Source organism: Shewanella sp. MBTL60-112-B2, from assembly GCF_019655055.1.
Lineage (GTDB): Bacteria > Pseudomonadota > Gammaproteobacteria > Enterobacterales > Shewanellaceae > Shewanella.
Map to the genome: position 1 here is coordinate 61,086 of NZ_BPFA01000008.1, position 13,689 is coordinate 74,774.

Here is a 13,689-nt window from a genome sequence, read left to right on the forward strand (position 1 = left end):
CAGCAGCCACTGTGATTTAAGAGTCTCTGTGCTTTAAAAGCCACTGTCATCAAATGCCATTATCCCCTCACTTGCAGCCTGGATCTGTTTACGCAAACTACGGGTCTGTACAGTCCAATAGTTCATGTAAAACAGCGCCGTGTTTAACTTATCTTGGTAAAACACCACTTCATCGCTGCCATTGGCCAAAGCCGCTAGCGCAGTTTCAGCGCTACGCGTCCACATCCACGCCAGTGCCGTGATCCCCAATATTTGCATATAAGGCATTGAAGCCGCGCCGATAAGATCTGGGTTCTTACTTGCATTAGCGGCAATATACCCTGTGGCCTTTTCAAGATCGCCTGCTGCATCCATCAAGCCGGCAAGATATGGCTTCATCGCCTCATTGGCCATATTAGTTTGGATAAGTCCCTTTACTTGCTCAGACCATGCCTGCAAAGTCGCACCTTTATCAGACAATATTTTTCGTCCAACTAGATCCAATGCCTGTACCCCATTGGTCCCTTCATAGATCATCGCAATACGACTATCGCGGACAAACTGCTCCATACCCCATTCATGAATATAACCATGGCCACCAAATACTTGCTGCGCATCCACACAGGCCTTAAAACCTTGGTCTGTGACAAAACCTTTCACAATCGGTGTAAATAATGCTGCCAGTTTAGATGCGGCCTTAGCTTGCTCGGGAGAGCTATCTCTTTGCGCCTGATCAAGCCAAAGCGCCTGCTGTCCCATTAATGCACGAGTACCTTGGTTAAAAGCCTTTTGTGATAGCAACATACGGCGTACATCACCATGAACTAAGATTGAATCCGCCGCTTGCTCTGGTTGCTTCACTCCGCTTAATGCACGACCTTGAATACGATCTTTGGCGTAAGCTACTGCATTTTGGTAAGCAATCTCAGACACTCCTAGCCCCTGTACCCCAACCCCTAGCCTTGCTTGGTTCATCATGGTGAACATGGCTCTTAGGCCTTGGTGCGCATCGCCCACCAACTCACCAATTGCGCCGTCAAAGTTCATCACACAGGTAGAATTGCCGTGGATCCCCATCTTATGTTCGAGGCTGGCAGCATAGAGGCTATTTGACTCGCCTAAGCTACCATCTGCATTAATTAAGATTTTAGGCACCACAAACAGTGAAATACCTTTTACGCCTTCAGGCGCATCGGGCAGTCTGGCTAACACTAAGTGGGCAATGTTATCGGTCAAGTCATGATCGCCCGATGAGATAAATATCTTCTCTCCAGTGATACTGTAATTGCCATCATCAGTCGGGATAGCTTTAGTCCGTAGCAAAGCTAAGTCGGTACCAGCATGAGACTCAGTAAGGTTCATGGTGCCAGTCCACTCACCGCTAACCAGCTTATCTAAATACTTGGCTTTTAACGCTTCGCTGCCGTGAGCATGAATCGCGGCGTAGGCTCCGTGAGTTAGGCCTGGGTACATGGCGAACGCCATATTGGTAGCCGTTTTCATCTCGGTAGCAAAAATACCCACCACTTCTGGTAGCCCTTGTCCGCCGTATTCGGGGTCACAAGTTAAGGTTGCCCAACCATTATCAACATACTGCTGATAAGCATCGATAAAGCCTTTAGGGGTTATCACTTTGCCCTCCACCAAACGACAACCCTCAACATCGCCACTGCCATTTAATGGCAACATAATGTCGGTTGTAAAATCAGCGACGCCCTGAAGCACTGCATCAATCAACTCTGGATCAAATTCGTCAAAACCACTTAAGTTATCTTGCTGATAAATATTGAGTAGTTCACCTAATACAAACTGATAGTCACGTATTGGCGCTTGGTAAATTGGCATAGTGTCGTCCCTTTCAATTTCTTATTTAGTGTAATAACAGTGCTCTGACCACCTTAACCAAGTTTGAGCAAAAACTCAGCAATAAAATGCGTTTGTTTGTACAACAGAACAGCATTACCGTAAATACAGTCGAAAGAATGCTTATCTAGATATTGAAAAACGGGTAAGCTAAATCAATTATTAGTGCTAACGCTTTGAAAGGACAACTCCTCATGGGTTCGGTCACCACCAGTAAACATGCTAATGGTCTAGAATATGTCGACATCAATACTCCTTTGTGTAAGGCCAGAGTCTTTATGCAGGGGGCGCAAATTGATTTTTTTGAGCCGGTAGGCCAAAAGCCATTACTTTGGGTATCCAGTGCCGATGATTATCAGCCAGGCAATGGTATTCGTGGAGGCATTCCGGTTTGTTGGCCTTGGTTTGGCACGAGTGATAACCCTGATTTCCCTCAGCATGGTTTTGCTCGAACTCGTATTTGGTCGCTTGAGTCGGTTAAGATGCGCAACCAAATCGTTGATTTAAAATTTACTCTGAAGATTAGTGAAGAAGATAAACAATATTGGCCTCATGATACTGAAGTCGCTCTACTGTTTACCTTAAGCGACACGCTATCGGTAAGTTTGGTCAACACCAATAACTGTGATTATGAAGTCAGCCTAACGCAGGCCCTGCATACCTATTTCCCAATTAACGACATTCATCAATTAACTGCTACAGGCTTTGAAGCTTCTAAGTATATTGAGTTTGCGAAAGGGCCGTTTCCGCAAGAGGGTGATGGTGTCGATTTCACCCGCGAAACCGACCGTGTCTACACCGACTTAGGTGAGAGCCAAGAATTACATACGCCAGATGGCATAATAGAAGTGCGCCGTGAAAACAGTAAGAGCGCAGTACTTTGGAACCCTTGGATTGACAAATCACAGCGTTTATCTCGATTCAATAGCGATGACTACTTGGCCATGGTCTGTCTAGAAGCTGCGAATGTATTAGAAGACAAAGTGACACTGGCACCCAACGAAAGCCACACGTTAACCACTCATATTCGTTGGAAAGCTTAACATAAAAGCAGGACCGAACACTTAGATCCAGCTATAAGAGCTAAACTTTGCTGCAGTGAAAATCTAATAAGATTGTCGCTGCAGCAAAGTTTACCGCTGTCACATCAAGCTCTGTACTTAAACCTCAAACTTCAAATTTACAAATAACAGATAAGGGGGGCCCCGATGTTCTTATAGCGATAAGCTACAGAACTGAGCTAAAAGCCGGCCTTAGCAACACTGTTGAGCAGTGCCACAACAATTGGCGCTCACTTCAAGCGAATTTTTAGTGTGTTCTACACTTTGATCTATTATTGTTCAGCTCTTTCGCTCGTTTAATAAGATGATAGAATCCCCTGACTATACTGAAAGCGAGAAGCTAATCCGCTCCTTTATCCACTACCGATGGGATCTTGCAAGTGTCACAGGCAGCAAAGAAAAACTGGAGACAGAAAGCCACGCGTTTTATATTATTCTCATCCCTTAGTTTAATAGCGCTTGTGGCCGTAGTTGTTGGACTTGCTCTTTGGCATTACGAGCGGCTCACGATTGATTTCGCCAATCAATTTCTAGCCGACTACCAAACTCAGATCCACACTCTTAAATTTAAGCCTACAAGTCTAACTCAATGGCAGGTTTCACAGACCGAATTAACGGTAGACAACACAGAGATAATCATCTCAGATCTGAAGATCTTACTCGATAAAAATACTAAACCGTGGGCATTTAAAGCAAGCGACCTACTCGCATTATCGGTAGCAGACATAGAGGTGAAACTTGCCCCCAGTGCATTGAAATTATCGAGCCAGAGCAGCAATGAAGCAGGGCCTACCATAGGTCTCAACCTTGATGCATTCCCAGAAATAGTGCTCGATAAAATCCGTATATCTATTAAAGGGCTTAAAGATAGCTCGCCAACACTAGAACTCGAACAACTTAGTTTAAACAGGCTCGGAGAACTAAAGAGCCTGTTCAAGGTGGACCAAAAACCACTCTTTTCTTTATCGGCAGAACTCAACCAAAAGCAATGGCATACATCAACTAAGATAGACTTAACTCTATTGCAATCTTTTAGCCGTCGATTAGCCGCAGTAGAGCAAAGCTTAGATGCTAACCAGTCCCCAAGTGCCGTCGATTCGAATACTAGTCTGTTAGCGCCGCTATATCGGCTCACCCAGGTATTAGATGATAAGCACGTCGTACTCGATGCCACACTCGACTCGAGTGCAACACTTAATTTGAAAACCGCAGCGCTAACCTCTCAACATAGCTTGCAAGGCACCCGATTAGTCTTAAACGATTTTGCCAAACTTATTCTGCAGCCCAGTAGCCTTAACACCAATCTAAAGCCATTAGGCAGACTCGAGTTCGAGGTGAACGGCCATATTGCCACTCCAAAGTTAACAGTTATGCCCTTCGAGTTGCCCATTAGCTTAGACAAGAGTCTTTATGCTGATACCAATTTACCTGCAAACATAAACAGCGATAAGCAACTTAAACGCCTAGTCTCGTTACTCAATGACAAACCGTTCGAGCAAGCGCTGAGCCAACTATATGATCAGCTAAGCCTGACTCGTGACACAGTTACAGCCAGAGATGGAACCAAACCGAACTTACTACTTAGCTTCGATGAGGGATTAAGCTATCAAATCGACCAAGAGGTATTGTCTATACCCAGAGTGTCGCTGGCGTTAAAAGACAGTAAACTCGAAGCTAGCTTATTAGGTTCAAGCTTAAATTATCAAAGCTTTGCAGCTGATGACTACCAGTTCAGTGCCAATTGGCAACTCAAGGCAAAGCATCAGCAATCTATGACTCTCAATCGTTTGTGGCCTAAATTAGCCGAGCTCCCCTACCGCATTGAGATTGATAAAGCCTCATTAAACATCGTAGGGAGATTCTCCCTCAAGCAGACACAGCAACAAGCAAGTTACACTATCGGCATCAATAGTGGTGCCTTACAGCAAGCCGAGGGCATAACGCTTAGCAGTCTAGTTAAACACTCAGATACCAGCATTTATCCTGGCACTGATACAAGCGCAGATACAGCGCTCGCCGCTTCTTATCTAGAGAGTAAAATAGGTCAGACGAAGCTCTCTATCGACTCCCCTGTCGAGTACCACTACCACCGAGGACAAACTCAACTGACCATCCCGGCGCTCAGCTACCAAGTAACGGCTATCGATGGCAATTTACATCTGAATAACCCGCTTGAAGAGAACTATAAACTTCATCTCGATAGCGCCAACATTAAGCTTATGCAGGCTATCCCTTTGATGTTTCAATCAAGCGACAAAGATAATGCAAAAAATAGCACTGCCAGTAGTGAAAAAAATCCCTTAATAGCTGATGCCTCATTTATCTCACAACTTCTAAGCCACACCCTGAGTAATCAAGTTGATATCAACTTCACGGAGCTGAGTCTAGACAAGTCTGGCTATAACCGAGCTCGACATGAAATAGGCGCTAAAGGCGGTAACCACAAGAGACGCCTAATAAAACAAAAGCTAGCTCTATTTGAGTCCATAGAATTAATGCAAAAACTTCAACTGAAACAGCAGCGCGTCTACAGTTATGAAAGCTGGAGAATAAATGATTTATATCTCACCAGTCAGCATGAATTCACACCTGAACACAATGACTTAATTATCGACTTGAGCCGCTTTAACTTAATTGGAGACTGGCAATTTAACAGCGAGTTTGCGCCAATCTTGGCGTTTTTAAGCCAAACTGACAGTTTGCCCGATTCACTGGATATTAAAGGTAATGCCGACCTATCCATGCATTATCAGCTTAATAGAGCTCAAAAACTGGCATTTAACCTCACACTGGACCCAAAGGTTAGCGATATTCAAGGCAGCCTTAACAACCTGCCCTTCGATGGCGGATATATGGATACTCAGTGCAAATTTGAATGGCAGCAAGATAGCGCCAATAAGCGTGAGAGCGCATTTAACTGCGATAACATCACCCTTTCTTTAAAGGCCTTTAATCCTGGCGTACTTATCACAGATATCAAGGCTGAAGCCGCGATCGCTTTCGCCACCCAATCCGCAGCAGAATCTGCAAATACTCAAGCGAGTGAGCAAGTAAATGTGTTAGCCAGTAAAGATACAAATGCGCAGAATCTGGCTTTAGCGCAACAGCTGCTAGGCGTAAAGCAAGCATCGGTAGGGTTAACGGCGCAAGGCAATTTATTGGGCGGTCAGTTATTAATTCCGCAATTTCAGCTAAACCTTAAAAAACCCTCATCGGCCTATTTTGTGCTACAGCAGATAGATTTGCAGCAGCTATTAGCCATCCAGCCTCAAGTGGGGATCTATGCCGATGGTATTTTCGATGGCGTATTACCTGTCAACATTGAAAAAGGTAAAGCCAGTGTCAAAGGAGGTCGACTCGCAGCGCGAGCGCCCGGCGGCCTTATTGCCATAGGTAACAACCCAGCTGTTGAGCATATGCGCCAAAGTCAACCTTACCTGGAGTTCGCCTTCTCCGCGCTTGAACATTTAAACTATTCAGAACTTTCAAGCAGCTTTGATATGGATCCCCTAGGCAATGCTGTATTAAAGGTTAATGTAAAAGGACGCAGCCGCGGTATTGAACGACCTATTCACTTCAACTACTCTCAAGAGGAGAACATGTTACAGTTACTTAGAAGTTTACAGATAGGCGATAATTTACAGGATCAGATTGAGCGAGCGGTAAACTAAACATCCGTCGCATCAATAAAATCAAAGCATTATTAATATTTCCCAACTGTACTGGTAGATTAAACGATTAAAAACCCAATTCAGCCTAACCCGATAAGGAAAGGATAACCCAATGAAAACATTGCACAACCCAAAGGTTCTTCTCAGTGTAATGCTTGCGTGTTATGCGCTAGTCGGTTGCAGTCCAACCGTTAAGATTGAGCCACCAGATAAACCGATAGTGATTAATCTCAATGTGAAGATTGAACACGAGATTAAAATCAAAGTCGACAAAGAGTTAGATCAACTCTTATCTAACGACGAACTGTTTTAAGCAAAAGAATTAAAGGAGATCATGATGAAATCTAAATTACTTATCCTTTTTGCAGCTCTATTGCTTAGCTTCAATGCCTTTGCAATTTCACTGCAAGATGCAAAAGCTCAAGGACTAGTGGGTGAACAACTTAATGGCTACTTGGGTGTGGTTAAAAGCTCTGCCGAAGCTAAGTCAGTTGTTAGCTCAGTCAATGCCAAGCGCAAGGCTCATTACGAGAAGATAGCCAAGAAGAATAGTATCACTGTCAGTGACGTTGCTAAGCTCGCCGCCGAGAAAGCGATTCAGGCGACTAAGAAAGGCCACTATATTCAGAATAAGTCTGGAAAATGGGTTAAGAAGTAACATTTTTCCGTTAAAAGGCCGTTATGCTATAGCGGCCCTGCTATAGACTATTCATTATAAACCGGCGTCAATTACCGCAAGTTGGCTTGTGCACAAGCTTGATAGTTTCTCATTAAGTCGCAGCGTTTTCACTCTCACTTCCCCTAATCTGGCCATGTAGCGATAAAGGGTGACCTATAGCAAATAACCTGTAGCAAATAATCCATAACAAATGACCTGTAGCGAATAATTTCAACCCGACCGCTATAAAACAAACATCCGTATATGCTAATCAGGACCAGTTACTGACATCAGGATTCGTTATGGCTAAATCGATAAGCATATTGCCGTTAATCAAGCTCGTTTTCACACAAATTGTTTGCTAGAGTGCCTATAAATCAACATGTTGGCATTTCGACGTGTAGATAATTATTTATTGCGCCGCTATCGAACTCGCTATCGCAATAACCATGCGCGTTTAGCCAAGGAAGAAATCATTCATGTTTCGTCGCTTTATCAATAAATTAAGTTCAACATTATATGTCCAGATATGGGAAAACCGGATCCGGGCTGTTGATATTAAAACAAATGTGATATTTGACGAAAAGCCGCAGTTGCAAGTCGAGCAAGGTAAAAATGGAGCCAAAATTGTGACTGCTTTTGGTAACAAAGCTTACGTTAATCCATTAAATCCTTTCTCTCACCCGAGGGCACTCCTTAATGATTTCTTTGTTGCAGAGCGTTTACTGAAAGAGATAATCAACAAACTAGGTGATAACAAACGGCTAGCACCAGCTCCGCGCCTCATCATTCATCCAATGGAAAAAACAGAGGGCGGCTTAACAATGATAGAGATTAGGGCATTTAGAGAGATGGCTTTAGGCGCTGGAGCTAGAGATGTTGTTATTCACCAAGGTCATGAGCCGTTAGCTAACTCAGCCATTAGTTTCCATCAACTTGCAAAACAGGAGCAAGAGTTAGCGATAGCGTCTATCAATTAAGCGCTAAGCTAATAGAAGCAAAACTATTTAAATACTGATAAGAAACTTATGAAATAAACGCTATTTCAAAAACAGGCTATTTAAAATCAGACCTTAGCTTCATACAATAAGCATTTATCCATATCGGTACTTAATATATGAGTAGTCCTCTAGGCGGTTTATACATATCTTCGCTTAACCGTAATAAGCAGACTAAGTTTGACTTATCCCGTCGCGTATATATCCGACTCGATGTGACGCTAGAATATAATGGCCAAATATTGGTTTCACAGTACCGTTGTTTTTATGTGGGAGAGGCGCAAGTTTTTGATACTGAATACGCTTCAATCATTATTGAAAGCAGCTTTATCGACTCTGCAAACTCTCCTTCAATACAATCAGGGCTACTTAACCTAAAGTGTCAAGTTAGTTGTCTGCTGCACGACAAAGAGTTTAACGGACTACAAGAGCTAAACTTATCTCCACATGAACCACAAAGCTGCTTAGTCAATGGTCATGAGAGGCTTAAAATCACCATCTGTGGCAAACCTATTTAATCGCAAGCGCAATGTTATAAATAATGCTCAACCTACACTCCAACAATTAATTAAAACTTTGATTTTTTTTACATCTTAGACTGCTAACTTAAAGTGCCTTAAAGTCTTCATCTAACATGGACTCTAGTAGTAAACTCCCCTGTTGATTGACTCTGAACTGGCCGTATTTCGCCGCTTCATATCGGCTGCTTGACCCTCTTCGAAAAAATAGGCGTTGCTGGCGAACTTAATTTGGTTATGACGGACTCGATATTGAATATCTATTATATCACTGCCCTCCATAGTCCCTACGCCGTTATCAACAGACACTAAATGTGCGACTTGGTTGCTATCCAGTTTAACCTGCAATAAACCATCACCTGTGTCCATCGTAATTAAGGCTCTGAGCTGTGCAGCAATCGCATAGTTAAGTGTCATATAATCTCCCTGCATTAAGGAGCGAGGATCAACGGGTGCCAAGGTCAATCGCACTACTTTGCCCTGAGCTAATTGCTGCTCTTTTTGATAAATATCCCAATTAACAAACGCCAAAATCACGAGAACTGTCGCCATCAGAATATAAACTGAAACAGGTACCTTAAACTTCATCACTGTCTTTCCCCTGCTTAGCCTGTTTGTTACCAAGTGACTCGATATTTTGTAATCCGCTCAGTGGTAGTTCGGCAGGCTGCAATTTATTCAGTACTAACTTAGCAAATAGCAATAACAAACCAAGGGCAACTAGCCAGATAGACTTGTCGAGTAACGGTAATTGCAAGTTGTAGTAATACCAAGCAATAAAACTCAGCATGCCAACAATGCCTAGCACTGCAATAAGCCTTTCTCTAATATAAAAGCCGATAAGTAATACCAGTAAAGACGCAGACAAACCCGTCATCACAATAGAAAGCCCTGCCAATGCAAACAAGGCAACAATAATACTCAAGCCTTGCTTACTGGTTATAGAAATAGATAGAGGTTTTAAGATTCTGCTTAACAACACCAATGCAATGATAAGCGTAGAAATAACAGAAAGCGAGTTGCTCCACTGCGCAAGGTGAGGAAACTCACCATGATTAGAGAAGTTAGATTGGCTGATTAGCAAAGGAAGCTGAATGAGTACCAGCCATAAGGCTAGCATATAACCAAGGGCGCCCATGGCGGCAAAGTGCTTAGCTGTTTTACTATGGTTCAGCCAAACTCCGGCGAACAGAATCATGATAAGAGAAGGTACAAGCTCAAGCAGCCCTAGCTCATAACAAGCCCCAACAAGGCAAGCTATCATGCCAAAGCTCATCACATATTGATGTGATACGTGCTCAATCAAATACCATTGAATTAACAATATTCCGCCAAAAGTTAGATACCAGGCTAGCCCAAACACTTCTGCGTTAATATGGCTGAACCAATCTGTCATGCCGTAGCCTAAAGACAGCAACCCACATAGACTCAGGGCAAAAGCCATCTGATTGAGAAACACCTGCTTATCCGCTAAGGTTCGATAGATCACCAAGGCTAAAGCAGTGTAAAATATACCCATTACCGCCGCAAAACCTGTGTCTAAGTCATCTAAGAAAAGATTAAAAAAGCTGATCCCAAAAGCGAGGATAAATAGTGATGCTATCCAAGCTGCAACTGACTGCATAAACTGGATATACCAAGGGCTGCGGTCTTCTTCCTCTGGGAATTCGTCTTGGCTAGTTAGATTTAGCTTAAATAAACTAGACCAGAGTTTGTAAAGGTCAGACTCTGATGACGAGAAAACCCTTGCAATAAGCATTTGATTTTTCATCAATGCTCTCCTTTCGAAAATACCCTATGACGCTGACGAAGCCATAAAGTCAGCATACTGGTCGATGCGATAATGCAAAGGCCTAGTAGCAGTAACAAACCAATGGGCTCAGTTCCCTCAAGTACCGCTCGAGTCAATAAACTATTAAAGACTGCGACTAGGCTAAAACCACCTATGGCAAGCACAAATATTTGTTTCAATTTCAGATTATAAAGCCAGTAGCCCACAGCGATAAAAGCAGAGTAAATCCATAACCAGACTCCCGAGTGCCAATCAAAAATCTCCTCAATTGCCAGCAGTGTTGCACTAATAACGACGATTAAAATAGTGAGTTGCTGCAATAAGGGGGCAGCAAACCTTTGATGATTATTTGATGACAGCCCCGGAGATAAGCCAAGAGGTAAACTTAGTTTGCCACTAAGTACCAGACTGGAGGCATGGAGTAATAAATTCAGCATAAATAGTGCTTCTAAAGCGTGATCGAACAAGAATAGACGACCTAAAAATCCAGGAAAGGTTTGATAGTAGAGTACGGTGGCAAGGTTTAATAACAATGCCAATAACAGCCATAAAAGCTCTGAGCCAGCAATCAAAGCAAGCGGAAGTGTGAATAGCGCCCACAGGGCGAACAACTGCCATGGATCTGCGCCAGTCTGATAGGTCTGGCCAACGAGTGCCAACAGACTACCTATCATGATGGCTAACAACAGCAACACGGCATTTGCCGATGTATAACCAAAGCCGAACTGTTCTCCATTATTAAATTCCCGCCATCGTATGAATACATATGTCAGCAGCGTAAATATAATGGCGGCCTCTACTAAGGCAAATCGAGCAAACTGGCTCATTGTTTGCCAATTTGCTGCGACAAAGAAGACTAGGCCACTCCCCAGAAGCAGCGCAGCAAGCCAAGAGAGTAGTAGGTCACTCAAGGCACGCCACTGTATGGCAGTCGGATGATTTTCTCCACCTTCACTTACACAAGTTAACGCTGCAGGTAGTGACTCTTGCGTTATTTTCTCTTGCTTAAACCAATGCCAAACTGCGGTTTTTAGGTTATTCACTCTCTGTTCCTAGATTAGCATCCAAAAATATCTGGTTAATTTTAAGGTCTGAACTGTTTTATCTCAATAAACTGATAGCTTTAAATTCATAGTTATAGCCTAATAAAATAGGCGCTCTGCGGCGCCTATTTTCATTCAAAGTAACTAACCAACAAGTCAGTTAATCATCATTACCGCTTACTCTGGCGCACTAACAAGCTTATCTTCCGCCGCATCGGCCTCTTTAGCACTCGCCGACTGCGCCTCTTCTATATTTAGCCAAGTCGTAAAGAGTTCATACCAAATAGCCAAAATAACGGCTCCTAAGAATAAACCGATAATACCCGCTGCAATCATACCGCCAATGGCTCCGATAAGGATCACAGGCATTGGTACATCGACACCGCGCCCCATCAGCATGGGCTTTAAGAAACTGTCAGAAATACCTGCAATCAATACCCACACTGTAAATATCGTGGCAGGAGTTGTATCTTGAGTGGAGAACACATAGAAAATAATCGGTAATACCACCAATAGCGGTGGTAACTGAGCAATCCCTAAAATAAACACGATAAAGGTAAATATGCCCGCAGCTGGAATACTAAAAGTAAATAATGCTGAGCCAATTAATAAAGATTGAATGAATGCCACTCCGACAACACCAAGCAAAACACTACGAATAGTTGCCGCTGTTAAGCTGGTCCATTCTTCTCCATTTTTACCAACAACTCTCACTGCGATAGTGCTCACGGCTGCCGCTGACTTTTCAGCATGAGCCATAAAGCCACCTGCGATAGCCAGTGAAATGATAAACATCACTAGGCTGCCTAGACTACTGCCAAGCATTCCTGCCGCTGCGCTAACTCCGGTCTTAATTTGCGGTAAAAAATGCAGTACAGCTTTTTCTAGATTGGTGGCAAACAGAGCCCAAGCATCAAATAGCTTGTCGCCAATTAATGGGATATCAGCCACTCTTTGAGTCGGTCCAGGGATCTTAATATCGCCGGCCTGCATCACTGCAACAATATGTGTGACGCCTTCGAAAATTGAACTTGAAACTATCCAAAACGGAGCAATAAGTAAAATAATCCCAGCTAAGGCCAGTATGGTAGCAGCAAGCCCTCTACGTCCTTTGAGTGCTCGCTCAAGCTTTTGAGTCATCGGCATCAAAGCAACAGCAATAATTGCCCCCCAAAGAACTGGGATCACAAAGGGTTTGATGATATCGAAGGTCCAAACGAGCAGCATAAACAGCAAGCCTATTCGAATCGCCGACTCCATCATGTTATTGATGAACAATTTACTTTGAGTATGCTGCATTGGGTTTTCCATATTAACCTTCCTATTGGGTATCTTTTTGAGCCAATCCTGCGCTCACCAAACTTGCAACGACAATTGCCATGTAAAACACTCCGGCAATGGCCTCCATATATACTGCGACTTGGGCGAAAGGCGTATTAGGACTAATATCACCGTAGCCTAATGTGGTTAATGTAACGAAGCTAAAATACGCCATTTGCGAAAAGTTCTGCCCCCATGCGCTATATTCAACTCCAGAGAAAGCACCCGGCGATAACGCCAAGATAAGCAGATAAACCAGTGCCCACATAAGCCCGAGAAGTAAAAAAAGAGCGATTGAGCCAACGACTTTATTGCCGTTAACTGCACCAGTGAAGAGTATTTGCCGTGCAATAGAATTAAAGGTGCCCCAAAAAAAGGCAAACATTAAGCCCAGCATAAAGAGGTCAATATGGGGGATGGTAACAAACCGCTTTACGATAGCAGTCAACAGCCAGACTAAGATTAGGCCTGACATAAAACGCTTCCAGTTTGTATCGACCTTTAAGCTAACAACGCAAACTAAAAAAGTGACGGTAATGATCCCTTCAAGAAAGGATTCCAATATTCCGTCAGCCACAGATTTAACCAGAGACGCACTCAATAACAGCACCACCAGTGCACTGGTCATATAGTAAAAATTATTCTGTTTATTAATTCTTTTATCAGTCAACTGGCAATTCCTTGGCCGTTATCTTTACTCAGTATCAAAATGCGCTAAGTAGTTTGGCGAATGCTTCTAATACAATAGCTTAGTTTACCATTTTACGCCCACTGTTTTAACATGTT

Annotated in this window: 12 protein-coding genes; 6 read left to right on the forward strand and 6 right to left on the reverse strand. The window is 43.2% G+C overall.

Annotation, left to right across the window (positions count from 1 at the left end):
• Positions 1–33: 33 nt before the first annotated feature.
• On the reverse strand, positions 34–1,824 hold the full coding sequence (locus K5Q73_RS06900; protein WP_220759312.1) for an acyl-CoA dehydrogenase C-terminal domain-containing protein: 1,791 nt from the start codon (positions 1,822–1,824) through the stop codon (positions 34–36).
• 212 nt (positions 1,825–2,036) lie between these two features.
• Between K5Q73_RS06900 and K5Q73_RS06905 the strand changes: the two genes are divergently transcribed.
• The 6 genes from K5Q73_RS06905 (at position 2,037) to K5Q73_RS06930 (ending at position 8,748) form a co-directional block, all read left to right on the forward strand.
• Positions 2,037–2,885 (forward strand): D-hexose-6-phosphate mutarotase, encoded by an 849-nt coding sequence (locus K5Q73_RS06905; protein WP_220759313.1) that lies wholly within the window; start codon positions 2,037–2,039, stop codon positions 2,883–2,885.
• Positions 2,886–3,364: 479 nt separating this feature from the next.
• Positions 3,365–6,574 carry a YdbH domain-containing protein gene (locus K5Q73_RS06910; protein ID WP_259650694.1) on the forward strand — a complete coding sequence of 1,070 codons (3,210 nt, stop codon included), beginning with the start codon at positions 3,365–3,367 and terminating at the stop codon, positions 6,572–6,574.
• A gap of 112 nt (positions 6,575–6,686) precedes the next feature.
• Positions 6,687–6,887, forward strand: a complete 201-nt coding sequence (locus K5Q73_RS06915; protein ID WP_220759315.1) for a YnbE family lipoprotein — start codon at positions 6,687–6,689, stop codon at positions 6,885–6,887.
• A 24-nt stretch (positions 6,888–6,911) separates the two neighbouring features.
• The gene (locus tag K5Q73_RS06920) at positions 6,912–7,232 is read left to right on the forward strand and encodes a YdbL family protein (protein ID WP_220759316.1); all 321 of its coding nucleotides are present in this window, start codon (positions 6,912–6,914) and stop codon (positions 7,230–7,232) included.
• 479 nt (positions 7,233–7,711) lie between these two features.
• Positions 7,712–8,212: a rod shape-determining protein gene (locus K5Q73_RS06925; RefSeq protein ID WP_220759317.1), complete on the forward strand. Its 501-nt coding sequence runs from the start codon at positions 7,712–7,714 to the stop codon at positions 8,210–8,212.
• Between the two features lie 137 nt (positions 8,213–8,349).
• Positions 8,350–8,748 carry a hypothetical protein gene (locus K5Q73_RS06930; RefSeq protein ID WP_220759318.1) on the forward strand — a complete coding sequence of 133 codons (399 nt, stop codon included), beginning with the start codon at positions 8,350–8,352 and terminating at the stop codon, positions 8,746–8,748.
• A 123-nt stretch (positions 8,749–8,871) separates the two neighbouring features.
• Here the strand turns inward: K5Q73_RS06930 and K5Q73_RS06935 are convergent, their stop codons facing one another.
• The 5 genes from K5Q73_RS06935 to K5Q73_RS06955 all read right to left on the reverse strand — a co-directional run bounded on the left by K5Q73_RS06935 (position 8,872) and on the right by K5Q73_RS06955 (position 13,573).
• Positions 8,872–9,336, reverse strand: a complete 465-nt coding sequence (locus K5Q73_RS06935) for a GDYXXLXY domain-containing protein (protein ID WP_259650695.1) — start codon at positions 9,334–9,336, stop codon at positions 8,872–8,874.
• Complete coding sequence (locus K5Q73_RS06940) at positions 9,326–10,519, reverse strand: DUF4401 domain-containing protein (protein ID WP_220759319.1); 1,194 nt, start codon at positions 10,517–10,519, stop codon at positions 9,326–9,328. Before K5Q73_RS06940 ends, K5Q73_RS06935 begins: the two co-directional genes overlap by 11 nt.
• Positions 10,519–11,583 (reverse strand): DUF2157 domain-containing protein, encoded by a 1,065-nt coding sequence (locus K5Q73_RS06945; RefSeq protein WP_220759320.1) that lies wholly within the window; start codon positions 11,581–11,583, stop codon positions 10,519–10,521. Before K5Q73_RS06945 ends, K5Q73_RS06940 begins: the two co-directional genes overlap by 1 nt.
• A gap of 177 nt (positions 11,584–11,760) precedes the next feature.
• Positions 11,761–12,894 carry an AI-2E family transporter gene (locus K5Q73_RS06950; protein ID WP_220759321.1) on the reverse strand — a complete coding sequence of 378 codons (1,134 nt, stop codon included), beginning with the start codon at positions 12,892–12,894 and terminating at the stop codon, positions 11,761–11,763.
• A 10-nt stretch (positions 12,895–12,904) separates the two neighbouring features.
• The gene (locus tag K5Q73_RS06955; RefSeq protein WP_259650696.1) at positions 12,905–13,573 is read right to left on the reverse strand and encodes a potassium channel family protein; all 669 of its coding nucleotides are present in this window, start codon (positions 13,571–13,573) and stop codon (positions 12,905–12,907) included.
• Between the last annotated feature and the right edge of the window lie 116 nt (positions 13,574–13,689).

Coding starts and splice junctions, on each gene's coding strand:
- K5Q73_RS06930 (WP_220759318.1), top strand. CDS start 8,350: ATGAGTAGTCCTCTAGGCGGTTTATACATATCTTCGCTTAACCGTAAT.
- K5Q73_RS06920 (WP_220759316.1), top strand. CDS start 6,912: ATGAAATCTAAATTACTTATCCTTTTTGCAGCTCTATTGCTTAGCTTC.
- K5Q73_RS06950 (WP_220759321.1), bottom strand. CDS start 12,894: ATGGAAAACCCAATGCAGCATACTCAAAGTAAATTGTTCATCAATAAC.
- K5Q73_RS06905 (WP_220759313.1), top strand. CDS start 2,037: ATGGGTTCGGTCACCACCAGTAAACATGCTAATGGTCTAGAATATGTC.
- K5Q73_RS06900 (WP_220759312.1), bottom strand. CDS start 1,824: ATGCCAATTTACCAAGCGCCAATACGTGACTATCAGTTTGTATTAGGT.
- K5Q73_RS06935 (WP_259650695.1), bottom strand. CDS start 9,336: ATGAAGTTTAAGGTACCTGTTTCAGTTTATATTCTGATGGCGACAGTT.
- K5Q73_RS06915 (WP_220759315.1), top strand. CDS start 6,687: ATGAAAACATTGCACAACCCAAAGGTTCTTCTCAGTGTAATGCTTGCG.
- K5Q73_RS06925 (WP_220759317.1), top strand. CDS start 7,712: ATGTTTCGTCGCTTTATCAATAAATTAAGTTCAACATTATATGTCCAG.
- K5Q73_RS06940 (WP_220759319.1), bottom strand. CDS start 10,519: ATGAAAAATCAAATGCTTATTGCAAGGGTTTTCTCGTCATCAGAGTCT.